This is a genomic window from Shewanella violacea DSS12 (genome assembly GCF_000091325.1).
Taxonomy (GTDB): domain Bacteria; phylum Pseudomonadota; class Gammaproteobacteria; order Enterobacterales; family Shewanellaceae; genus Shewanella; species Shewanella violacea.
Map to the genome: position 1 here is coordinate 3316237 of NC_014012.1, position 23389 is coordinate 3339625.

Consider the following 23389-nt stretch of genomic DNA (forward strand, 5'->3'; position numbering starts at 1 on the left):
AGGAAAATCAATAACTTACGTTATTCTTTGCCTTCATCAGCAAAATAATCTTCGGACATCAGATGTCCAAGTTGGGTAGACTTGGTCCTTAGGTAGGACTCATTATAGCGGTTTTTGCCCACTTGTAGCGGGATACGCTCGACGACCTCGATGCCTAAGTCTTTCATCGCTTTCACTTTGCGAGGATTGTTAGTCATCAACTTGACCTTCTGAATACCTATCTTTTCCATCATAGGCAAGATCATATCGTACTTACGCATATCGGCGGCAAAACCCAGCTTTTCATTGGCTTCGACGGTATTAGCACCCTGATCTTGCAGCTCATAAGCTCTAATCTTATTGAGCAAACCTATGCCACGTCCCTCTTGGCGAAGGTAAAGGATGAAACCTTGACCAACATCGGCAATATTTTTCATCGCTGTCTGCAGCTGAAAACCACAATCACAGCGTAGACTGAATAGTGCATCACCGGTTAAGCATTCTGAATGAATACGTCCAAGGATCGGGCTCTGGCTATCCCATTCACCCAATGTCAGTGCAATATGTTCTTTGCCAGTCTCTGTATCTTCAAAACCATGCATAGCAAACACGCCCCAAGGCGTTGGCAATTTTGAAGAAGCTATATACTTGATCGACATGAAATAACCTTAAAGACTCTCTTTCCCTGAGATGACGATAAATCAGAAAAAACAACGAGAATGACCTGTGTCTAAAAACGACGGCTTTATAATCCTACCCTTTCACTCTATCTTGCAGTGAAGGGAGGATATTATCTGGTTTTACCAGTAAGTGAAATACCTTAGCATTTTAATCGGCTATTGATTCACCTAAGTACTCACATTCCCTCTACGTTTGGTAGGTAAGAATGATACGTCTAATACTAGCATTCCCCATGTTTAAGGAGGAATAATACACCCGATGACGACAGAGAAACATGCTGTCGCTCGCTAAAGAATAACCGTCTAGCCAGGATGAAATCGCTAGTTAAAACTCTTTTGCTGCGTAGCCTGTTACAACCTTGATACCCATTTCTCGACCGAGTGCCGTCATAGGATGAACCACAACGAGTCCTTTTACTGACTTCTTGAGTTTACCCATATCAGCCTGCTCAGCTTTCGTCAGAGGGCGCTTGAATTTCAAGCTCACTACTGAGCCGCCTTGCTTACTCAATTCACGTGTTTGCTGAGTTTTAGTGCTGGCAATACGCTTAGTCACTGCGTTTATTTCCTGCCTAAATTGCAACGCCACTCCCTTATCACCGCGCTTTTCTGCTGCGGCTAATTTACGACGGAACTGTTCTAGCTTGTCGCTAAGTCCATGAAGCTCTTCTTTTAAATTCATGCTCGTGCCTTAAAAATATTCTGTAAAATGCAAAAACAGCCTCAATAAGCGGCTGTTTTTTAAAATTAGTTAGATCCTATGAGCGCTATTATAACAGTAACTGAATGAATACAGTTATCGCTTTTCTGCAAGATAGTGAATTACCTGATTACTGCTACCACGAAATACCAGACTGACATCCGCATTCTCCTGCTCAAACTTACCGTCAATCAGGACATCGACGTAATCTATTACCCGCTTTTGCTCAGGGGATAACTCATCTAATCTGTATCCAGTCCACAACCAGATATCTTTATCGGGACATTCATTTTTGACTCGCTGAACCAGGGCGAGTATCTCAGATAAATTCTCAGGATAGAGGGGATCGCCACCTGAGAGTGATAAACCTCTGCGTTTGATGCGGCTATCTTTAAGATCGTTAATGACTCGCTGCTGCATCTGTAAGTCAAATCGATGACCATTATCTGGATTCCATGTGCTCTGATTATAACAACCACGGCATTGATGCTCGCAACCCGAAACAAACAGAGTCGCTCGCGTTCCTGGCCCATTGATGACATCCACAGGAAAATATTGATGGTAGTTCATAGCGAGAATTTTAACCTTGAAATTTAATAATGGCCTGAATAAATAGAGAAGGCGCTACTGACTCAGTAACGCCTTGGCATTTGTCGCTTACATATAATGACTAGCTAATTGATTACAGGTGCTTAACCCGTCGCTTAACCTCTTCTTGTTTGCCATCGTTGAAGGGCCTTGCATCGGGACTGCCTAAGTAACCACAGACTCGACGGGTTACAGAAACCCGACTCGGTTCATGATTGCCACACTTGGGGCAGGTGAAACCCTTACTGGCACATTCAAACTCACCGGTAAAACCACAGTCATAACACTCATCTATAGGCGTGTTGGTGCCGTAATATGGCACTCGGCTGTAACTGTAGTCCCACACATCTTCCAATGCTTCGAGGTTATGCTGCATATTCGGATATTCACCGTAACAGATGAAACCACCGTTAGTTAATGCTGGATATGGCTGCTCAAAATCCAACTTGTCGTATGGATTGACTTGCTTTTCCACATCGAGATGAAAGCTATTGGTGTAATAACCTTTGTTGGTCACCCCTTCCACGACACCAAAGACCTGAGTATCTAGCTTACAAAAACGACTACAGAGGTTTTCACTCGGTGTACTGTAGAGACTGAAAGCGTAGCCAGTCTCCTGTTTCCACTTGTCGGTTGCCGCTTTCATATACTCAATGACTTCAATGGCTTTTTGGCGCAAGATTTCGCAATCATAGACATGCTTATCTGTGCCGTAGAGGGCATTGATAGTTTCATGCAATCCGATATAGCCCAGAGAAATGGAGGCGCGGCCATTTTTGAAAATACTTGATATATCCTCATCGGCTTTAAGCCTTACTCCACAAGCCCCTTCCATATACAGAATGGGAGCTACCCGCGCTTTAACACCTTCTAAACGCTCAATTCTGGTGTCCAGAGCCTTACGGGCAATAGCCAGACGCAGATCTAAGATTCGATAAAATTGGGTTTCATCTCCCTTGGCTTCCAACGCAACCCTTGGCAGGTTCAAACTCACCACACCTAAGTTGTTACGACCTTCGTGGATCAGCTCACCACCTTCTTCATAGGTGCCAAGGAAACTGCGGCATCCCATAGGAGTCTTAAATGACCCTGTGACCTTTTCTACTTGCTCATAGTTGAGAATATCTGGATACATGCGGGTCGTGGCGCACTTGAGCGCAAGTTGCTTGATATCATAGTTACGGTCGCCCACCTTGTGGTTAATGCCGTCACGAATAGCAAACACTAGTTTAGGAAATACTGCTGTCTTACGGTTTTTACCCAAACCCGCGATGCGCACTTTCAACATAGACGATTGTATAAGGTGAGACTCCCAAGAGGTGCCTAAACCAAAACCAAAGGTGACAAATGGCGTTTGACCATTGGCTGTATGTAAGGTGTTGACCTCGTATTCCAGGGACTGGAACGCATCGTAACACTCTTTTTCAGTTTGCGCGGTGGCGAAGGCTTTAGCATCTGTGATGCCCCAGTCCAGCGCCAGCTGATACTGCTTGTCATAACTCTTGGTGACGAAAGGAGCCAATACTTCATCGATACGATTAATCGTGGTGCCACCATAGATGTGACTGGCTACCTGGGCGATGATCTGCGCCGTCACTGCCGTTGCCGTAGAGATAGACTTAGGCGTCTCAATCTCGGCGTTGCCCATCTTGAAGCCATTAGTCAACATGCCACTAAGATCGATCAACATACAGTTAAACATGGGGAAGAAAGGCGCATAATCAAGATCATGATAATGGATCTCACCAGACTCATGAGCCCCAACCACATCCTTGGGTAAAATATGTCGGGTAGCATAATGTTTAGCCACAATCCCGGCTAATAAGTCACGCTGAGTCGGGATCACTTTAGCGTCTTTATTAGCATTTTCATTCATCAGGGCTGCATTGGTCTGCTCGATTAGACCACGGATTTCCTGATTCAGTCTGCTGCTGGTTTCACGGTGTAAATCTCTATCATGACGATACTCGATATAGACGCGAGCGAGAGACTTATAAGGGCCTTCCATCAAGTGATTTTCGACCAAGTCTTGCAGATCATGAATATCTATCTCAGTCTTATCGGCCACACATTTAGCGACAGAATCTGCGACACTCATCGCATAATTCTTGTCATCAATACCTGCCGAATTCGCTGCAGCCACCACAGCGTCTCTAATCCTTGTTTCGTCAAAAGGCGTGCGGCAACCATCCCGCTTAATAACCACTGGCATCGTTCAATCTCTCCTCAAGTCACGTCGAAAATAACACCATATACAGTGTTAGATTAACCGTGTAACACAATATGTTGTGTATTAAGCTATAAAGCCATGAAAAGAACATTGATCGAGATCATAATTATTGCCATAGGTTTTAACGATAAATTATTCCTGCAAAGGAGGCCACTTATTGATAAGAGTGGCCTTGACCTGAGGATTTAAGCAAGTTATACCGACGGGTATTTAGATGGACTAGCAGATAGAATATATGACAAATAAGAACGAAAAAAATCAAGGAACGCTGAATGAAAGTCAAAATGATTTCTTGTCTCAGTACTAGTATCTGCCGAGACTCAGGTAGCTATTGACCATGCCACCCGCTTGTTGATTCTCCCCCATAGAGGACGCCAATTGCATCACAGATTTAAGCCCCTGCCACTGCTCACGTTCACTGGATGGCATCTGGGTATCACTCTTAAGATAAATATTCAATTGAGCCGATACTCGGGTCGCTTGCTGACCCACCTCTTTACTCTGAGCATTATCCATCTGATTAAGTACGCTCTTGGCATCGTCGAGCAGGCTAATTAGGACACCATTCATACCTTGGGTGTCGCCACTTGCAGTTAGCTCTGTACGCTTATCCTGAATAAAAGCCATAAAATCCTCGGACTCACCTTGAACTGGTGCTAACTCGAAGCCCCCTTCTGACAGACGGTTCAGCTGGGTATCTGACAAGATCCCGTCTTGATGCAGGCGTTGGATCAATTTTGGTAGGTCACCAGCAGAAAAATCCCCTTTAGAAAAGAAGTCTTTAGCCATAGCTTCTATTTTCTGTGCCCTAGCCGCACGAGGAGAAAGTGACACCGACTCATCTTTAATCCCATCCCTATTGAGTCCCGTCGCCGCCTCTTTCGATTGACTCAGGCTCACCTTGTCACTGCTAGAACCCGCTTCAGCCTGATGAGTATTTACACCATAACTGTCGGCCAAACTCGTACTCTTGGCCCCAGCAGAATTAGCTCCAGAGCTAGTGCCTGAGTTAATTGGGCTGGCAAGGTTAGTGATTGGATTCATTGTCAAAATACCGACATAAAAAAGATATACAGGTATTAAGCAGGAAGCATGCCGAAAAGCAGATTAAACCAGCGCGAGTTAACAGAAAACCAAAATAAAGCTGAAATTAACTTATGATTTCCTGTTTAAGTCTTGTGTGAGGGTCATGCACATCTCTCTCAGAGACTCTATTTCAGGCTCACTGAGGGTAACTTTATCGAGCAGGACTTGCTTGAGTGCTAATGCCTCTTGTTTCAGCGCTAGCCCCTCAGGTGTTGTCCTGATGATCTTCTTACGCTCATCTTTGGTATCGATAGCACGATTCAACAGACCTTTGGCTTCTAAGCGCTTGACTATAGGCGTCAAAGTGCCTAAATCAAGACGTGTCATTTGAGACAGCTGGGTCAGGCTGACAGCATCATTTAACCAGAGCGCCTGCATCACCAGGTATTGTGGATAGGTTAAGCCACATTCATTCAACAAGGGGCGATAGGCACGCACTAATGCATTACCTGCTGTGTACAGGGCAAAACAGACGTTGTCCGACAGGCAACTGCTTGCTTGTGTATCGTCTATGCTCATTTTCGAATGAATATTTTCGGTCACTAATCATACCTTAGGGGTTATGCAGCATTTTACTCAGCATAAATTTACAAGATGGCTAGCAGCCATTGTACTCGGATCTAAACTCAATACTGTAATTACTACAGCATATCCTGCACATGTAAATTAATTTGCGCGCAAACTAGTTGCGTGGTAAAAAGTTTAGGTGTAGAGTTTACCACAATTAATTAGCGCGCAAAGCAAAGAGGTTTTATGAACGCCAAACAGATCTTATTAGACTCTCGTCCGGAAGGCATGCCTACAGCAGATAATTTCAAGCAGACATCTGTTAAATTGCCTGCCATCACAGACGGTGAGTTCCTGGTTAAAAACCTATGGATGTCAGTTGACCCCTATATGCGTGGTCGCATGATAGACAGAGAGAGCTACATAGCACCATTTGAGATAGGTGAGGTACTGGAGGGCGGCTCAATAGGCGAAGTAATAGAGTCCAACAATGCCGATTTTCCTATCGGCACTAGAGTCAGTGCCAATAACGGCTGGCGTAGTCACTATGTCACCGATGGTAGTGAGCATACTAGACTCCCTGAGACCCCAATGAGTGAGTCTCACTTCCTCGGAGTCTTAGGCATGCCAGGTATGACGGCATGGACAGGTTTGACCCGAATCGCAGCCTTAAAAGAGGGAGACACATTATTTGTTTCTGGCGCTGCAGGTGCTGTAGGTAGCGTAGTGTGTCAGCTTGGTAAATTAATGGGGGCCAAGGTAGTGGCTTCAGTGGGTAGTGACGAGAAGGCTGCTCACCTGCGCGACTTAGGCGTCGATGCCGTGATTAACTACAAGACGACCAAAGATCTCAGTGCTGCACTGAAACAGGCTGCTCCACAAGGCATAGATGTTTATTTTGAAAATGTCGGTGGTGAGCATCTCACCGCGGCACTGAACAACATGAATGACCACGGCAGAATCGCCGTGTGCGGCATGATCTCGCAATACAATGATACAGCGCCGACTCCTGGTCCGAATAACCTGGGCATGATCATCATCAAGAAGCTTAAAATTGAAGGCTTTATCGTGTTCGAACACTGGGATCATTATCCTGAGTTTGCCAAGCAGATGGGACAATGGCTAGCAACTGGAGCCATTAAGGCCGAACAGACTATTTACCAAGGACTCGAGCAGGCACCAGCCGCCTTCATAGGTTTATTCGAAGGTAAGAATCGCGGCAAGATGCTGGTCAAACTCGACTAGTTCTACTGCACTTATTTTAGATGCTGATAAATATTAAAGGGCCCGAATAGGCCCTTTTGTATATGCATCTAGTTATCCCTGGGGCCATGAAAGCCTAACAAGGAATTTATACGCTTAATCGCTATTTAGTATTTTCTTAGTACTTACTTAGTATTTACTTAGTACTGCCTCAATCTGATGTCGGGCATGTTTCACCGCCAACTCCCCTGCCGCGATGGCCTCGTCTGCGCGATGGAACTCCATGGTGCCTATGTCACCGAGATCTGGGATTAAGCAGATATCCGGTGGATCGCCCATGAGTCTAGCGCGTTTATGGCGCTGCTCTAGAATATCCATAGATTGTGACATCACCGCCAGCATGCCAGGATCTGAGCGACTGCCTTTGGAGAATTTATCGCTAAGGTGGCTGACATATTCCCGACCACGAGCAAGCAGATCCATAAAGCCAGTATCTTGATGCTCTTGTGCTTTGACACTCTCCTCTAGGGATGGCTTATTGCAGGTCATATCCACAGGCAGGACCTGCATTCGACCACGGCGCTGACCATTAAGGTCTACCGCTATGACCACATCGACGCCCATGGTTCTACTGACAGATACAGGAACTGGATTGACCACGGCCCCATCCACCAACCAACGTTCGCCTACTTTAACTGGCGGCAATATACCTGGCATAGAGCAAGAAGCGCGAATGGCATGACGAAGATCGCCCTCTCTAAACCAGATCTCCTGACCCGAATAGAGATCCGTAGCGACGGCAATCATGGGCTTTTTTAAATTTTCTATCTGTAGATCGCCAATACGGCTCTGAATTATATCGAAAACCTTATCGCCTCCGATGAGTCCGCCCTTGCGCCAACTCAAGTCCATCAGGCCTAAGACGTCCCAGCTGGAGAAGCTTCTTACCCAATGTTCAAGCTCATCGAGCTGTTCATTAGCATAAGCAGCCCCAACCAGAGCACCGATTGAACAGCCTGATATTTTATCGGGATAGATGCCCATTTCGGCCAGTCCATTGAGTACGCCAATATGAGCCCAGCCCTTGGCGGCACCACTGCCCAGTGCAATTCCTATTTTTGCCATTCATAGTCTCCAAAGCCAATTCTTCTAGGTATAAAAAACCTATGTATACACGTTTGCCTAGCTTATCCCAAATAAGCTAGGCAAAAATAAAGCATTATGAACGCACTATCATTGAGCCGAATCAGTACTCTCTGGGTTCACTGTGATCTCCGGGATAGAGATATATACCCGGCGATTATTGGCTCTGTGCTCTTCGGTGATGTTATCTAGCTCGGGATGGGTCTCACCTAAAGCTTCGATGCTTATCTGTGCATCACTGACCTCAAGTTTTTTAAGGTAAGCTGCAACAGACACTGCACGTCGTTTTGAAAGTTTCAGGTTATAGCCTGAAGGACCAACTGCATCGGTGTAACCTTGAAGCACAACCGAGGCACTTGGATATTGATTCAGATGCCTAGCGACTTCAACCAAGATATGAGTCTGTAAGGGGACTTCACTGTCGAAATCGAAATGTACTGCATTAGTCATTGCAGGGATAACCATTGGGCTTGCTACTACGACAACCTGCTCCACAGCAACTGGTGCTGGCTGAGTCACAGATTTAGCCACTGGTTTAGTCTGGCCGAAACGATAGCTGAGTCCTAAACTGGTGAAGTGCATATTACTCCCCCCAAGCTTGTCGCTGCCAACCGAGTCGAAATATTGATACTCAACACGCGCAACCCAAGACGGTGTTAGCTTATATTCCAATCCTATGCCTACCATGGGAGACCAGCCATCGTCGCTGTCATATGAAAATGGCCCTGAGTTTTCGCCATCCCATCTTAATGTCCCCGCTTTACCAAACAGGTCTAGGTTTTCTGTGAGTGGCAGATTGCCTTTCAATGAAAACTCCCAACCTTTCATGGTGCCTATATATTCATTAAGTAGTCCACTCTCAGGGTAAACTGCCCCAGCCTGACCAAAGTCATTATAGCCAGTCTCTACTGCCCAATTTCGATGAAATTGATAACCCGCAAACCCGCCCCAGGCCGAGTCGTTTGCATCACAATCGACAGCTTGAGCTTCACAAGCATTTTGGTAGTTAATCCAACCGCCTTTAGCACCAAGATAAAAGAAACTGTCATCTTGTACCTTTGACGCCTCATGGGTCTTAACCTGATTAGCTTGAGCCATATCCTCTGCCATAACAGAAAATGAACTGCTTGCCAGCAGTGACAAGGCTAATATTTTAACGTGAGAGGGAGCGCGCTTTAATGAATACATTATCTAATCCTTTATCTAATTTTTGATCTGATCTCGAGGACATTGGGGATTTTAAGCTTAAGCCATCAAAATGACAAAGAAATTATGATCATCAAGTAGGTTTGATCACTCTTTTTAAATCTATTTTCCCCAAGCCAAACAGAAAAAGAAACTGATTATGCTGCATAATCATCAGATCCCCGTTTAAAGTGTATGGAAACCGATCACGATTGAGGGATGTTTATAGCCCAAACTAGCAAAGTCAGGTTATAATACGCAGTCAAATCAAATTTGGAGTACACCTTTGCAATTTACCGATTTTTCACTGGATAAACGTCTGTTAGATACGCTCGATCATATGGGCATTGAAACGCCTACAGAGATCCAGCAGCAGGCTATACCAGTAGGTCTGTCAGGAAAAGACCTGATGGCGTCATCAAAAACAGGCTCAGGTAAAACCTTAGCGTTTTTGTTACCGGCGATGCAGAGGATAATTTCCACTAGGGCGTTGAGTAAAAAAGATCCTAGAGTGTTGATTTTATTGCCCACACGAGAGCTAGCCAACCAGGTATATGGCCAGCTTCGTCTATTAGTCGCCAACACGCAATACAAGGCGATGAAGATATTGGGCGGCGAGAACTTTAACGACCAGGCAAAGTTACTGGCTCGTGACCCACACTTTGTGGTCGCTACACCGGGTCGCTTAGCGGATCATCTTGCCCAGCACCATTTACATCTAAACGGCCTCGAACTGCTTATCTTAGATGAAGCCGACCGTATGCTAGATCTCGGTTTTGCTGAACAGCTAAAAGCGATTAACAAGGCCGCCGATCATAAACGTCGCCAAACCTTGATGTTTTCAGCCACCTTAGATCATGGCCAGATTAATGATATTGCCGCCGAGCTACTCAAGTCTCCAGAGCATGTAGATGTCGGTGCGGGTAACATCGAGAACTTAGATATTACCCAGCGTATCTATCTTGCGGATCACTTAGATCACAAGGAAGCCCTGCTCGAAAGTATCTTAAACAATGAGACTCATAAGCAGATCATCATCTTCACCGCAACACGTGAAGATACCGACAGGTTAGCGACTAAATTAGCCGCATCCGGCCACAAGACCGCATCACTAAGCGGTAACTTGAAGCAGAGTGCCCGCAACCAGATCATGGATCAATTTAGTCGCGGTCTGCAAAAAATATTGGTCACCACAGATATTGCATCACGAGGACTCGATCTTCTCAATGTGTCCTTGGTAATTAACTTCGATATGCCAAAGTTTGCCGAAGAGTATGTCCACAGAATTGGTCGTACGGGTCGCGCCGGGGCTAAAGGTGATGCCATCTCTTTGGTCGGACCCTAAAGATTGGCTCAGCTTCAAGCAAATACAGGTATTCCTGCGTAAGACATTCGAATTCACTGTTATCGATGGTCTAGTCGCTAAATTCTCAGGTTTGAAAGATAAGCCAAAAACCAACAAGAGAACTAAGACAACAGCGAAGACAAACACGGCAAACAAGGCTAAGCGCAAGGCCAAGGCTAAGCCTAAGAAGCAAGATAAGCGCTTCATCACAGGTATCGATATCGGTGATGCTCCTATGCTAAGAAAGCCAAAATCAAAGCTTCAGGAAACACCTGAGTAAACTAAACAGCAATAAAGTCGCTAAATTAGATTAGCGGCTAAGTATCAATTTACGATTATCGGCTAAAGATTAAGCCGCCTGATCAAGAATATTTTAAGGGTAAACATGAGAGTTTGTGGCATAGAGTTAAAAGGCGGAGAAGCGGTAATTAGCTTGTTGAGCTATGAAGGTGAAACATTTAATATTCCGGATTGTCGTCAGCAATCATTTGTCATTTCACATTCAGACACCACTGAATCGATTCGTGACTTCCAATTCACTTTTAAGAAGCTGATGGAAGATTATCATGTGGATAAGATCGTGATCATTTCACGTGAGCAAAAAGGTAAACTTGCCGGAAGCGCCACCAGCTTCAAGGTTGAAGCTGCTATTCAGTTGCTCGACTTGCCGGTTATTCTTATCTCTCCAGTGACAGTTAAAGAGCGTCTTAAGCGTAATCCACCTCAGGTTGATTTCGAGGGTCTAGGACTAAAACGTTTCCAAAAGCCTGCATTTGATGCGGCTTATGCTTACCATAACCAACATATTTTTAATGTTTGGGGTGATGACCAATCAGACAGCTAAGTTTTTAGAACTGAGCTGCTAAGTGAATAAGAGGGCTAAACGCCCTCTTTTTTATGCCCTTAACACAAACAACTTAGATCACTTTACCCATGGAAAATCAGCTTCAATACCTAAACGGTTACCAGCCAGAAATACGCGAGCAAGTATCTAGCCTACTCGAGAGTGGTAAACTCAAAACCGTATTATTAAATCGTCATCCCCATATCCATGATATTCGCACCGACAAGGCCCTGTACGATTACACCATAGCAATAAAGAACCGCTACCTGCGTAAGTCTCAGCCCCTGTCTAAAATCCAATATGACGATAAAATATCCCTCAGCCATCAAGCTCTGGGATTACACTCTTTCGTCTCTCGAGCTCAAGGTCGTAAAACTAAGGCTAAGAATGAAATCCGCATATCTTCACGGTTAAAGCGGATACCTGAATCTCTGCTGCGCATGGTCGTAGTTCACGAGCTGGCACACCTGAAAGAGAAAGATCACAACAAAGCCTTCTATCAGCTTTGCTGTCATATGGAGGGAGATTACCATCAATTAGAGTTTGATCTTAGGCTACTACTGACCTTAGTCGAACACGATCAGAACCCTTACGGCTAACGAACTTGCCTATTACCAAATGATGCTAAATGACGTTAATAACGGCAGCTCTTGGGAATAATTTCGGCTTATGGCTCAGATGAGAAGAGTGCTGTGCCTAAGTAGCGCTCGAAGATCTGTTTATACTCCTCACTCAACATAAACTCAACTAGCTCGCGATTAAACGCATCCCTAAGATCTGCATCATGAAAAGCTGCGCTGGCAGAAACTGGTGCTATTAATTTGTGCTCAGTAAAAATAGACACGTCTTTGTTTTTTTCATTAAACCGATAAAAATAGTAGAAGATATACTTATCGAGCACGGCAAATTCATAACGCCCCTTAACTAACAGCTCTGGAATTACCGACATATCAGTGAGCTCTTTATAATTATCTCCCTCAGTAAGCAAGCCAAAATCGGCACCAAAGTAACCAGGTGCTCCCAGAAAAGTCACCACACTATGCCCCTGCATATCTAGAATCGATGCCGGTGCCAGATTTGATTTTTTCAAGGAAAAAACCATAGGTTGATACTGCACTATGGCTGATGAGATATAGCTGCCAACGACATCGGACTGCATAAAGATAGGCGCGCTGACATCCACATGGCCCATTTCAACTTCACGCCCGGCCCGTTTTAGTCCCATAAACTGATAGTCGACTTCATATCCCAGTCGTCTCAGCACCGCCTCAACAATATCGAGATCGATACCATGATGTACATCATCGATCATATGAGGCGGCCCCTCACTCGAGGCTATCACCAAAGGAAGTGTTTCGCCGTGAAGTACCAATGAAGTCATGACTAACAGGCTAGCAAAGAGCAAGAAAAATGCGCGTTTAGATTCAAAAGTCAGCCATGGAAGCATAGAGTCAAACCAAAGAGTTAGCCTGTTATTCCAGTATAGATGATCACTTATATTATTTTGTCTTACCTGAATAAGGTGTAGAAATAAGCAAAGAGATCATCATTTTACTGTTAATTTTAACACGGTACCGTCACTTCGATGACATGTAAGCGCTTTCTCGCTAGTATACCCCCTAACCGACAAGATAATAACCGAGATGGTTTAGGGAAATGGAATGACTACTGTGCTCTTTAATACACACGACATTGTATTATTAATCACCATATATCAGTGTGTATTGTTCGCCCTCTTCCTGCTCACCTTCAAGAAAGGCAATAAGCAGAGCAACCTACTACTGGCCTTATTTCTCCTTTCTTACGCTGCTATCCCTCTTGATAGCTTGATCAATTATGGTGCAGCATTCAGAGCTCATGTTATTGAAGTCTCGCCCAATATTTTTTACTTCTTCGGTAATGCTTATTGGCTAGAGGCGGTGATCCTGTTGTTTTATGTACGCTCATTGATCTATAAAAAGTTCACTTTCAGTAAATATGACTTCTTATTATTTGTGCCTTTTTTATGCTACCTCATCTATGAGATAAATATTTGGTTCATCGTCGACCATGGCAACAAGGTGGCTATGCTAAACAACTACCAAGCTGCTGAAGAGCCGCTATATTCCCGATTTATTGGTCTATTCAGAGAGTGTTTCCGCTTGTTCTGTGGCCTACTCTGTCTGATTGAGCTTCAGCGCTATCAGACCAAAATCAAAGATAAGTTCGCCAATATCGAGAGTGTCGATCTAACCTGGCTTAAAATTCTGGTAATAGGTTTTCTCTTCATCAGAGCCGATGCGATTTTAGTCTCATTGGCCATGTTCTCTTCATTCGAATTTGGTCTCATTATCGATTATGAACTCTTAGGCCTTATCTCTAATTACACTGTACTGCTACTGATTAGCGTGCTGATCTTCTTCAGTCTTAGATTCTCCTCGGTGTTTAAAGGCATAGAGTCTAATGAAACAACCGCGCCCCCCTTGGACAAGTCCCCTATAGATCCTCAGCTGGTCGATAACATCTTACTCTATATGAAAAACGAGAAACCTTACCTTAATCATTTGTTAACGTTAGATAATCTCGCTAGCCAACTTAGTATCCCGCCTAGGTATCTCTCTCAGGCTATCAATCGACACTTTAAACAGAACTTTTTCGAATTCATCAATGGCTATCGCATCGATGAGAGTAAGCAACTACTTCAGCTCAGCGAAAACCGTCAAGTGACCATGCTCAAAATAATGGATCGAGCCGGCTTTAACAGTAAAGCGACCTTTAATACTTTCTTCAAGAAATTAGTCGGCCTGACACCGACTCAATATCGTAAAGAGCACTCAAGGTCTGACACAAAAGCCGCTTAGTACACACGGCTAATTAATAGTACTCACTGTTAATTAATCGACCGATTATTGAATATTAAAGGCTCGCAATCTGGGCAACACCCTCACTCTAGATTTATCATTCAAGGGAGTAGGTAAAAATAGCTTTCTGGCGTATATCCTCGACCGATGAGCCTAACAGCACTTCAAACTCACCAGGCTCGGCCAGCCAGTCATGGGTGTTTACATCCCAGAAAGACAGGTCACGCCGATTGAGCGTCATAGACACTAGACCACTTTCGCCAGCCTTGAGCGCAAGTTTGTTAAAGCCTTTAAGCTCCTTAATAGGACGCGGTACACTAGCGTCGACATCATGAAGATACAGCTGCACCACTTCGCTGCCCTCTCGCTTGCCTATATTAGTTACCTTAACTGTCACTCTGATTATTTCATCATCAGAGAGTGCACTCGTGCTCAGCGTGATATCACTATACTTAAACTGGGTGTATGACAACCCATGGCCAAAGGGGAACAAGGGTTTAATTTTTTGCTGCTCAAACCAGCGGTAACCAATAAAGACGCCTTCTTTATAGAGGGTCTCTAGCCCATTGTAATCATCTAAGGCGATAGGAGCTGTGTCAGCAAGCTTAACAGGTAAGGTAATGGGCATCTTGCCACTTGGATTAACATCACCGAAGAGAATATCGGCGTAGGCATTACCCGCCTCCATGCCCCCATACCAGCCCCAGACAATCGCTTTGGCCTGGTCGACCCATGGCATCTCTACCGCTGAGCCGCCATTTAAGAAGACAATAGTATTAGGGTTGGCAGCGAGCAGTTTAGCTATCACCTCATCTTGACCCTTAGGTAGCTTCATATCGGCTCTGTCTATGGCCTCTCTATCATCGGCGTGGGATAGGCCGCCAAAGTAGATCACCGCATCGGCAGATTTAGCTGCGGCTAAGTACTCACTCTCAGGGGTGAATAAGGCCCCGGGGGCTTCCCAACCTAAGACCACACTGCCAGAGCCGTTATACCTAAGCTCGAAATTATACTCTTGCCCCCCATTGAGTATTATCGAATGCTCTATGAAGGTTAGCGATTGACTTCTATGTCTGAGTACCTGCTCACCATCTATTGATAAGCTAGCCTGACCATCCAGTGCTAGTTTTAATCTATGGCTCCCCGTGGCTAGAGGCTTAATTTTAGTCTTAAGTAGCACATACTCGGCCTGGCTAAGCTCACTGACTCGATAAGCTGAATTTGCTATCCAATCATCAGACCTTAGTACAGTGTTATGCTGACTATCAGTAAAGCGTGTCAGCTCCCATTGTGGGGTACCAGTCCAATGGCGAGTCGCCATATAATCAGTGGCAATGGGCGACACAGATGCACTGTTTTGTGCTCGCATTACAGTGATTTCAGTACTCGCACCTAGGCGGTCTTTGAGCCCCTGAACCGGTGAAATTTCATAGAGAGCCTTCACTTCAGATGAACCTCCGCCCTGACTGTGGAGCATTTCGGCATTGGGTCCGAGCACGAGTATGCTTTTCACTTTACTCTGCTCAAGTGGCAAAACATTATCGTCATTTTTCAGCAGCACCACGCCGCTGGCAATAATATCCCGCGCCGCTTGATGATGCTCGCTAATATTACGCTGACCGGACAGCCTATTCTTATCCATCATGCCTATTGTGAGCTGCACGCGAAGAATACGCCTGACTTTGTCATCGAGCACGGCTAGGGGCACCTTGCCGGACTCGATCATCTCCTGCAGTGGCTGAGCTAAGAAGTAATCATCGAAATTGTCGACATCTGTGCCCATCTCGATATCCAGACCATTCATGGCGGCATCATAGGTGTTGATATCCACATTCCAGTCAGTGAGCAAGACCCCCTTGTAACCCCACTCGCCTTTTAAGATATCCATCACCAGATGCTTACTCTGATTAGCATTGGTACCATAGTAACGGTTATAGGAGCCCATGATGGTTAGGGTGTTACCTTCTTTGACCGCAGCTTCAAAGGCGGGAAGATAGATCTCTCTAAGGGTACGCTCATTGGGCTTAGCATCGACACTGGTGCGATTTAGCTCTTGGGTATTAAGCGCATAATGTTTTACCGAGGCCGCCACATCGTTACTCTGAATCGCTTTCACCTGAGGAACCACCAGCTTAGCGGCCAAGAATGGATCTTCCCCCAGATACTCGAAGTTTCGACCATAGAGTGGTAAACGCGCTAAGTTCACCCCAGGACCTAAAATCACATCTTTATTTCGATGGCGCGCCTCACTGCCGAGTACATTGCCGTGAAGGCTGGCCATATTAAGATCCCAGCTTGCCGCAACGGCGGTGAGAGGAGGAAGATAAGTGGAATAATCATCATCCCAATTTGCCGAATTCCAGCTATAACGCTCGATCTCATGGCGCACCCCATGTGGTCCATCAGACATCCACATCTGATGAATACCCAAACGTTCGATGGCAGCTATTGAGAATTTAGTATTGGCGTGGGTTAAAGATATCTTCTCCTCAAGGGTCAACTGAGAAAGCAATGACTCCACTCGCGTTTCAACAGTCCCAAGCCTCTCAGTGAGCCGTTTATCATCTTGTTTTATCTGATTAATTGCTTGGTGAGTTTCTAGTTTCTGAGGGCTTAACTTTTGAGTCTTTTCACTATGGTTGCAAGCTGCTAGTCCTGCCAGCGCTATAGGAAAAATAATGCCGGGTAACTTCATCTGTCCGCCTTATTGTTATAGTTATATTGATTCAGAATCAATGTGCCCAACAAAAGTAGCAAATCAGACTCTCCCTCTCGACTAAACCCAGACAAGTTCGCAAGTTTGAACGTTCAACTTTACCCATTAAGAAAGGCGAACGTATAATCACCTGTTATTTAAAGATAAATCTATTATTCCGAGTGAATACTTACACAGGTTATTTATAGATAATAGGAATTAAGAGGTAAATATAAGACAAAAAAATATCAGCCATTGGCTGATATTTAATAAAGTAGAGCCTAAACAGACTCAAGTAATAAGCTTATACCTATGGATATTAGCTTTGACCCATCATCATCTTGCGCACCTTGACCAGTTGCGAAAACGCAGTCATTTGCTTTCTAGACAGAGTACTGGACATAGGAATATTAGCTGTCATCGGATTCACAGGACGACCATTAACATGGAACTCATAATGAAGATGAGGTCCGGTAATGCGCCCGGAATTTCCCGAAAGAGCAATAACCTGGCCACGAGTAACCCTTTGTCCTTTATGGACTAAGGATTTCGACAGATGCAGATAACGAGTGCGGTACTTATTACCGTGTTGTATCACCACATACTTACCTGCGTATCTGTGGTTGGCGACCACTAAGGTAACGATACCATCACCAGGAGCGATGACTTTGGTGCCTATGGGCGTAGCAAAATCAGTTCCGTTATGAGGGGACGTACGACCTGTCACAGGGTGATGACGATGACGATTGAAACGTGAACTTATACGGTAGTTCTTCAGCAGCGGAATACGCTGAAATGCACGTGTCAGGCTACGGCCCTTATCATCGTAAAAATTACCATCGCTGTTTTGAAAGGCGGTAATGTCACTGCGGCCACGATGAATGCTGATACCTAAAATATCACTGGCACCCGTTGCCATGCCATCGATAAACTGATCGTCAACCAATACAGAGAATCGGTCACCCGCACGCAGATCCTTAGCGAAATTGAGTTTCTCTTTAAGCAGAGACTCGATACGCTGGATATCGCCTGCATTTAGCCCTATCTTCTTGGCCGACACATAGAAAGACCCATGGATCTCGCCTGAGACACTACGATTGCGCCAGACCCCTTCAATATTAATATCATCGGCATTAAAACTGCCGTCATCGAAACGAGTAAACACCACCTGATGTGCCGCAGAGAAATATAGCTCTAACTTTTCCAGCTCTCCCTTGTCGTCGAGCCAAAACTTTATCTGATTACCTGGCTTTAACGTATCTAATGCCAACACATTCAAGTCGGCCTCTAATACCCGGTACATGGTTTGTTGGCCCACGTTGGCCTGCATGAATAATTTACCTAGAGTATCGCCACTGGTGATTTTATGAGTAAAATCAGGCCCAGTGAAGATGTGTTCTACCGGAATAGAAGGATTAAGCTGAGCAATCATGGTTTCGATATCTAAATCGATGGGAATGCGCTGAGGTATTAACTCCTGATCCGTCGGCCACAAAATGGCAGCGGCAATGAGTAAGCCTCCACCCAACATGACTTTTTTGTGAAAATTAGACTCTTGTAAAGACAAGAATTCCTGAATATTCGATAGGGGTGACTTTAAAAAAGAAACCTTAAAAAATGAAAATATACCCGTTTGCAACTTGAAGCCCCATCTAACTGAATTTATTTGAGTACTAAAAACCTGAGCTATCCTGTCAACAAAGTGTCATCCATTCTTGGAATTAGTGATATAAGTGTTGTTATATCAAGGCTCGACACACGGCTTTATTACATTATTATGAATTTGGCTTGTTTATCCATTGGGATAAGCAATTGAGATAAGTTATACCAAAATTAAGCCAAAGTACAAACCGTTCGACTAGAGAATTTTGAATAATTATTCTTAATGTTATTAAGATTGCATTAGCACCATCTATCTCAACAGCACTAATGCAATATTTGACGGGTATTAAATGAGCAGCTTATGCTACGGCAACACTATGACAGTTTCACTGCCAAGGGCTGTTTTAATAATGTCGATACGAGTGCCGATCTGTTCCTTCATCTCGGAGACGTGGGAGATAACCCCTATCATACGACCGGAAGATTGCAGATCCATCAAGGTGCGGATAGCTAAATCCAGCGAGTCTTGATCTAGGCTGCCAAATCCCTCATCAATAAATAGCGTATCTAGCTTAATCCCACCGGCATAGGCCTGCACGACTTCTGACAGCCCCAAAGCCATGGAAAGCGCAGCCATAAAGCTCTCACCTCCACTCAAGGTAGCCACAGGGCGTACCTTAGAGGTATAAGCATCTTCCACCTCTAGCTCAAGCCCAGAAGCCTTATTACCCTTAGCCCTCTCCTCTTTACGTATCAGACGGTAACGCCCCTTACTCATAGTCTGTAGTCTATGACTCGCCTCAAGCAGCACATCGTCGAGCAACACACTCAAGACAAAACGCTGTAAGCTGATCTTGTTGCCTGTCTGTCCATTGGCCACTTCAGATAAGGTGCCAATAATGGCGTACTCATCCTCAAGTTTCTTGGCCTGAGAATCGGCGTCCTTTAGCTGTTTTTGAGTCTGAGTCAATTGTGTGACTCTGCTCTGAATGAGTTGCCAACTATGCTCAGCTTGCTGTTGCTCTGTTTGCTTAGTGGATAAATCCGCCTCAATGTCTGTCAAATCAGGTTTAACTTGCTCGGCTAACTTCTCTCTCAACTGAGCTAACCTAGTCTGATTCGCAACACAATCTTGTTGATACTGAGTGATGTCATCGGCTATTTTCTGTGACTCATCACTGGATAATAAGGCTTGGACTAACGCTTGCTTATCACTGAATCCAGATGTGACTAATTGAGCATCAAGCTCGACGTTAGCCTTATCACTGTGATCCCTTGCCTGAACTAAGCTGGATTCGACAGCTATCAAGGCCGCGCCATGGGCCGCATCTTGCTCCACCGCTTGAGTATGAGACTGACGTATATCCTGAATCTGTTTCTTAAAGACTCTAACCTTAGATTGCGCTCGGTTAATCGCGGCATTGAGAGTGTCCAAACTGCGGTATTCATCGGGTATTGCCGCTAACGCCTGCTCCAATTTACCTTGAAAAGAAGCTACCCGTGTTTGCACACCTTGGTATCGTTCCCGCTCAGTCTCGAGCACAGCTCTAAGATCTTGCTCTTTGACCTGCCAAGTTTGCACTTGCTGTCTAAGCTGAATCAGTTGCTGTGCGGCTGCATTTGCCTGATTCACCTGCTGCTGTAGCTGCTGATTATGGGACTGAAGCGACTCCAGTGACTGCGATGACCAGTCACCTAGCTTATGTTGATAATCACTGACTTGTCGTAACTGCTCCTGGTGCTTAGTCTTTAAACCTGAATACTCGGCTCTTGCTTGGTTTAATGCCTCATTGGCCAGTTCTTCATTACGCTGCGCTTGTTGCAACTCATCTTCTGTCGGCAGAACTTGCTCACTTGTGGCAGGATTTGGATGCTGCTCACTTCCGCACACGGAACATGGCTCACCCGTTTTAAGCTGCTGGGCCAAACTCGCTGCCTGACCTCGATGCCAAACAAGCTGACATTGTCGATTTTCAGTTTGCGTCTGGCTAAAACTTAGACGTAATCTTTGACCCTTCTCTTGTGCTTGTATCAGGCTCTGCTCTGTCTTTCCCGCTTCCGCGCTTGCCTGTTGCCACTGCTGATAACGCTCAATCAAGTCACCTTGGGCTGTAAGTGCTTGCTGGGCATTAACCTGCTCTGCGGCCAATGCTTCTAACTGGGGAACTTGCTGCTCGGCGGCTTGTTTATCTAAGGTTAATCCATCTAGCGCAGATTTAGCCTTAGTGCCTTTATCCTTAGCCTGATTGAGTTCAAGCCTAGCTGTGCTCAGCGCTTGTTGCAGACTCTCTAGCCCCTGAAGCTGTGGAGCTAAGCTGGTTAACTGCAGCTCATCATTCTGGACATGCTGTAACTTCTGCTCTAACTCACTTAAACCGTCGAACTGGGTTTTGCAGATAGTTAGCGCTAGCTCACTCTGGTGCTTTGCCGACTTAGCCTGAGTGACGACATCTTGTGCCTGACTGAGTTCAGACTCTCTTGCCACCAATACATCGACAACAGGTTTGAGCTGCTGGGCTTTTTGCGCACTTTCGAGCCTGAATTGACTCTGCTCAAAAGCTTGTTTTTGCTCATCTAATAATGCGCCGGCCAGCTTCAGCTTATCCAAAGCGTCAAAATCATTGGTCAGTAATTTGGCAGATTCAAACTGCTTATTGGCATCAATAAAGACAAGACTTGCCTTTTCTTTACTCTCAACTGCTTGAGTTAATTTAGGTGAAAACTCGGCAAGCTCAGCATTTAACGCTTCATCAGACTCAAGCTGGATATTGTGTAAGATCCCATCACGTCTGTTGCGGTGATCCCGAACCTCGGCTTTAATTGCCGATGCCTGAAACTTGAGCTTATCCTCAATTTTTCGATAAATTTGGGTCTGAAACAGCTGGCTGAATATCTTCTCTCTGTCTTTAGAGTCCGCCATCAGGAGTTCACGGAACTTGCCCTGGGGCAGCACCATCACCTGACGAAATTGGTCGGCATCTAAGCCTGTGAGTTGCTCAATTTCAGCAGTAGCCTCTGAGACCTTACTCGCCACCAGCAGATGCTCGCTACCGTCGCTATCGATACGATACAGCTGAGCCTCAGGTTTCTGCACCGTGTAACCATCACCACTTTTCTTGATGCGTGGCTGCTCAGGCACACGGCGGATGCGGTATTGAATCTCACCCAGGGCAAAACTAAAGGTCACCTCTGTGAGTAGACTGTCAAGGGCTAAGTCACAGCGCATCTGGCTGCCTTCACGCTCATCACCAGTGGTCTTACCGTATAAGGCGAAACAGATGGCATCTAAAAGTGTGGTTTTACCCGCGCCAGTCGGCCCATTGATTAAAAACAGCGGATTAGTGCCCAGCGCCGCGAAGTCTGTTTCCTGAGTTGATGCGAAGGGGCCAAAGGCCGACATTATCAGTTTTAATGGCCTCATGACCTGCTCTCCACTTTATGTAACTCATCGATTGCCACTGTCATGGCCTGTTGTTGGGCCTTGGTCATTGGCTCACCGGATACCTGAGAGAAGAAGTCACTGAACATATCCAGCTCGCCCTTCTTGATATGATCCCGGCTCAGCGCGACTCTGCCGTTATCCGCCATCAAGCCCGTACGTTCCAAATGCAACACATTAGGGTATACGCTTCTCAGCTTACCCATGGCATCTAAAATGGCAGTTTTATCGCTGAGTCGCACCATGAGGTAATCCTCACGATTGACATCGGTTTTCCCTTGTTCGAGTAACTCAGCCAACTCCCCTTCGATAATGCGCACATCTCTATAAGCCTTGAGCGGCAAAAGCTTGATATTGGCCACGCCCTGAGCGTCTAATTCGACCAAGGTAACCGATTTATTCTGATGCTGCTCACTGAAAGAATACTTAAGCATGGAGCCTGAATACCTAACATGCTCAGCCCCCTTATACTGAGGTCCGTGGAGATGGCCCAGCGCCGTATAATTAAACGGAGTAAATAAGCTTGGGGAAATTTTATCAGCACCGCCGATACTCAGGGGACGCTCAGATTCAGACTCACTGCCACCATCGAGGAAACAGTGGCTGATCACTACTTTAGGTAAGCCTTGACTATCATGACCATGGACCTGCTCAAGCAATTTAACCATGGCCGCTTCATGACTCGTCACTTCACAATCAAGTACATGACGCACTGTGGCTGGATCGGCATAGGGTAAGCCATAGAAGACAGCATCGCCATTCTTACCGGACAGAGTGATAGTAGAAATGTCCTTACTCAGTGGGCCTATTATGTGCAAACCACTTTCAATCATCTGTCTCGAGGCAAAGCCTAGACGTTCATGGCCATCATGATTACCCGCGATCATGATAATGGGAATGTTCAACTCATTCACCAGACGATTCACCACCTCATCGAGCAGCGCCACAGCATTGGCTGGCGGAACAGATCTGTCATAGATATCACCGGCAATGATCACCGCATCGACACTATTTTCAACAGCGAATGTAACGATCTGATTTAACACGAAGCGTTGATCTTCGAGCAGATTCTGGTTATGCAGTTGCCTGCCGATATGCCAGTCAGAAGTGTGGATAAATTTCATGCTTTCTCATTTAAAAATTAGGGAGATACAGGGGTGTTCTAATATGGCTATAGTAAGAAAACTCGACCCATTTCACAAGGGGGGTAGCACGTGTATGACAACAAGGCTCGATGGGGATTTCGAATATCTTCAACGTCTTAAAATCTTACTTTCTATATGATATTCAACATGGGGCTTGTTGGTAATCCCAGAGTCTCAA

General features: G+C 45.3%; 17 protein-coding genes and 1 pseudogene. 5 read left to right on the forward strand and 13 right to left on the reverse strand.

Features of this window, described 5'->3' with window-relative positions:
* Positions 1–20 precede the first annotated feature (20 nt).
* From ribA to SVI_RS13815, 6 genes are all read right to left on the reverse strand, one after another.
* Positions 21–638: a GTP cyclohydrolase II gene (gene ribA, locus SVI_RS13790; RefSeq protein WP_013052197.1), complete on the reverse strand. Its 618-nt coding sequence runs from the start codon at positions 636–638 to the stop codon at positions 21–23.
* 346 nt (positions 639–984) lie between these two features.
* The gene (locus SVI_RS13795) at positions 985–1341 is read right to left on the reverse strand and encodes a YibL family ribosome-associated protein (protein WP_013052198.1); all 357 of its coding nucleotides are present in this window, start codon (positions 1339–1341) and stop codon (positions 985–987) included.
* Between the two features lie 114 nt (positions 1342–1455).
* The gene (gene nrdG / locus SVI_RS13800) at positions 1456–1929 is read right to left on the reverse strand and encodes an anaerobic ribonucleoside-triphosphate reductase-activating protein (RefSeq protein ID WP_013052199.1); all 474 of its coding nucleotides are present in this window, start codon (positions 1927–1929) and stop codon (positions 1456–1458) included.
* A gap of 112 nt (positions 1930–2041) precedes the next feature.
* On the reverse strand, positions 2042–4159 hold the full coding sequence (nrdD, locus tag SVI_RS13805; RefSeq protein ID WP_013052200.1) for an anaerobic ribonucleoside-triphosphate reductase: 2118 nt from the start codon (positions 4157–4159) through the stop codon (positions 2042–2044).
* A 321-nt stretch (positions 4160–4480) separates the two neighbouring features.
* Complete coding sequence (locus SVI_RS13810; RefSeq protein ID WP_041419960.1) at positions 4481–5221, reverse strand: hypothetical protein; 741 nt, start codon at positions 5219–5221, stop codon at positions 4481–4483.
* A 111-nt stretch (positions 5222–5332) separates the two neighbouring features.
* A complete protein-coding gene (locus SVI_RS13815) occupies positions 5333–5782 on the reverse strand; it encodes a MarR family winged helix-turn-helix transcriptional regulator (protein ID WP_041419961.1) in 450 nt (149 codons plus the stop codon).
* A gap of 234 nt (positions 5783–6016) precedes the next feature.
* Here SVI_RS13815 and SVI_RS13820 point away from each other — a divergent pair, with 234 nt between their 5' ends.
* Positions 6017–7015: an NADP-dependent oxidoreductase gene (locus tag SVI_RS13820; protein WP_013052203.1), complete on the forward strand. Its 999-nt coding sequence runs from the start codon at positions 6017–6019 to the stop codon at positions 7013–7015.
* Positions 7016–7162: 147 nt separating this feature from the next.
* Here the strand turns inward: SVI_RS13820 and rssA are convergent, their stop codons facing one another.
* Together rssA and SVI_RS13830 are read right to left on the reverse strand one after the other, a co-directional pair.
* A complete protein-coding gene (gene rssA / locus SVI_RS13825; protein ID WP_013052204.1) occupies positions 7163–8098 on the reverse strand; it encodes a patatin-like phospholipase RssA in 936 nt (311 codons plus the stop codon).
* Between the two features lie 108 nt (positions 8099–8206).
* Positions 8207–9304 carry an outer membrane beta-barrel protein gene (locus tag SVI_RS13830; RefSeq protein ID WP_041419962.1) on the reverse strand — a complete coding sequence of 366 codons (1098 nt, stop codon included), beginning with the start codon at positions 9302–9304 and terminating at the stop codon, positions 8207–8209.
* 283 nt (positions 9305–9587) lie between these two features.
* Here SVI_RS13830 and SVI_RS13835 point away from each other — a divergent pair.
* From SVI_RS13835 to SVI_RS13845, 3 genes and pseudogenes are all read left to right on the forward strand, one after another.
* Positions 9588–10926, forward strand: a pseudogene (locus tag SVI_RS13835) (DEAD/DEAH box helicase).
* Positions 10927–11031: 105 nt separating this feature from the next.
* Entirely contained in the window at positions 11032–11490 is a 459-nt protein-coding gene (locus tag SVI_RS13840) for a DUF3010 family protein (protein ID WP_013052208.1), read from the forward strand.
* Between the two features lie 89 nt (positions 11491–11579).
* Positions 11580–12089, forward strand: coding sequence for a M48 family metallopeptidase (locus SVI_RS13845; protein WP_013052209.1), 510 nt, complete (start codon positions 11580–11582; stop codon positions 12087–12089).
* A gap of 68 nt (positions 12090–12157) precedes the next feature.
* Here SVI_RS13845 and SVI_RS13850 read toward each other — a convergent pair whose 3' ends face one another.
* Positions 12158–12937 (reverse strand): substrate-binding periplasmic protein, encoded by a 780-nt coding sequence (locus SVI_RS13850; protein WP_231847727.1) that lies wholly within the window; start codon positions 12935–12937, stop codon positions 12158–12160.
* Positions 12938–13151: 214 nt separating this feature from the next.
* Here SVI_RS13850 and SVI_RS13855 point away from each other — a divergent pair, with 214 nt between their 5' ends.
* Positions 13152–14330 carry a helix-turn-helix domain-containing protein gene (locus SVI_RS13855; protein WP_041419963.1) on the forward strand — a complete coding sequence of 393 codons (1179 nt, stop codon included), beginning with the start codon at positions 13152–13154 and terminating at the stop codon, positions 14328–14330.
* Positions 14331–14427: 97 nt separating this feature from the next.
* On the opposite strand, the gene SVI_RS13860 is transcribed toward SVI_RS13855, so the two are convergent.
* The 4 genes from SVI_RS13860 to SVI_RS13875 all read right to left on the reverse strand — a co-directional run bounded on the left by SVI_RS13860 (position 14428) and on the right by SVI_RS13875 (position 23190).
* Positions 14428–17025, reverse strand: coding sequence for a glycoside hydrolase family 3 C-terminal domain-containing protein (locus tag SVI_RS13860; RefSeq protein ID WP_083779906.1), 2598 nt, complete (start codon positions 17023–17025; stop codon positions 14428–14430).
* Positions 17026–17344: 319 nt separating this feature from the next.
* Positions 17345–18664: a peptidoglycan DD-metalloendopeptidase family protein gene (locus SVI_RS13865; RefSeq protein ID WP_408005139.1), complete on the reverse strand. Its 1320-nt coding sequence runs from the start codon at positions 18662–18664 to the stop codon at positions 17345–17347.
* 327 nt (positions 18665–18991) lie between these two features.
* Positions 18992–22048: an AAA family ATPase gene (locus tag SVI_RS13870; RefSeq protein ID WP_013052214.1), complete on the reverse strand. Its 3057-nt coding sequence runs from the start codon at positions 22046–22048 to the stop codon at positions 18992–18994.
* Complete coding sequence (locus SVI_RS13875) at positions 22045–23190, reverse strand: exonuclease SbcCD subunit D (protein ID WP_013052215.1); 1146 nt, start codon at positions 23188–23190, stop codon at positions 22045–22047. The genes SVI_RS13870 and SVI_RS13875 overlap by 4 nt, the downstream gene beginning before the upstream one ends.
* Between the last annotated feature and the right edge of the window lie 199 nt (positions 23191–23389).

Bases quoted from the DNA above. Each gene is read 5' to 3' on its own strand.
- SVI_RS13845 (WP_013052209.1), top strand. From the start codon at position 11,580: ATGGAAAATCAGCTTCAATACCTAAACGGTTACCAGCCAGAAATACGC.
- SVI_RS13830 (WP_041419962.1), bottom strand. From the start codon at position 9,304: ATGTATTCATTAAAGCGCGCTCCCTCTCACGTTAAAATATTAGCCTTG.
- SVI_RS13840 (WP_013052208.1), top strand. From the start codon at position 11,032: ATGAGAGTTTGTGGCATAGAGTTAAAAGGCGGAGAAGCGGTAATTAGC.
- SVI_RS13815 (WP_041419961.1), bottom strand. From the start codon at position 5,782: ATGAGCATAGACGATACACAAGCAAGCAGTTGCCTGTCGGACAACGTC.
- SVI_RS13875 (WP_013052215.1), bottom strand. From the start codon at position 23,190: ATGAAATTTATCCACACTTCTGACTGGCATATCGGCAGGCAACTGCAT.
- SVI_RS13820 (WP_013052203.1), top strand. From the start codon at position 6,017: ATGAACGCCAAACAGATCTTATTAGACTCTCGTCCGGAAGGCATGCCT.
- nrdD (WP_013052200.1), bottom strand. From the start codon at position 4,159: ATGCCAGTGGTTATTAAGCGGGATGGTTGCCGCACGCCTTTTGACGAA.
- SVI_RS13850 (WP_231847727.1), bottom strand. From the start codon at position 12,937: ATGCTTCCATGGCTGACTTTTGAATCTAAACGCGCATTTTTCTTGCTC.
- ribA (WP_013052197.1), bottom strand. From the start codon at position 638: ATGTCGATCAAGTATATAGCTTCTTCAAAATTGCCAACGCCTTGGGGC.
- nrdG (WP_013052199.1), bottom strand. From the start codon at position 1,929: ATGAACTACCATCAATATTTTCCTGTGGATGTCATCAATGGGCCAGGA.
- SVI_RS13810 (WP_041419960.1), bottom strand. From the start codon at position 5,221: ATGAATCCAATCACTAACCTTGCCAGCCCAATTAACTCAGGCACTAGC.
- rssA (WP_013052204.1), bottom strand. From the start codon at position 8,098: ATGGCAAAAATAGGAATTGCACTGGGCAGTGGTGCCGCCAAGGGCTGG.
- SVI_RS13795 (WP_013052198.1), bottom strand. From the start codon at position 1,341: ATGAATTTAAAAGAAGAGCTTCATGGACTTAGCGACAAGCTAGAACAG.
- SVI_RS13870 (WP_013052214.1), bottom strand. From the start codon at position 22,048: ATGAGGCCATTAAAACTGATAATGTCGGCCTTTGGCCCCTTCGCATCA.
- SVI_RS13855 (WP_041419963.1), top strand. From the start codon at position 13,152: ATGACTACTGTGCTCTTTAATACACACGACATTGTATTATTAATCACC.
- SVI_RS13860 (WP_083779906.1), bottom strand. From the start codon at position 17,025: ATGAAGTTACCCGGCATTATTTTTCCTATAGCGCTGGCAGGACTAGCA.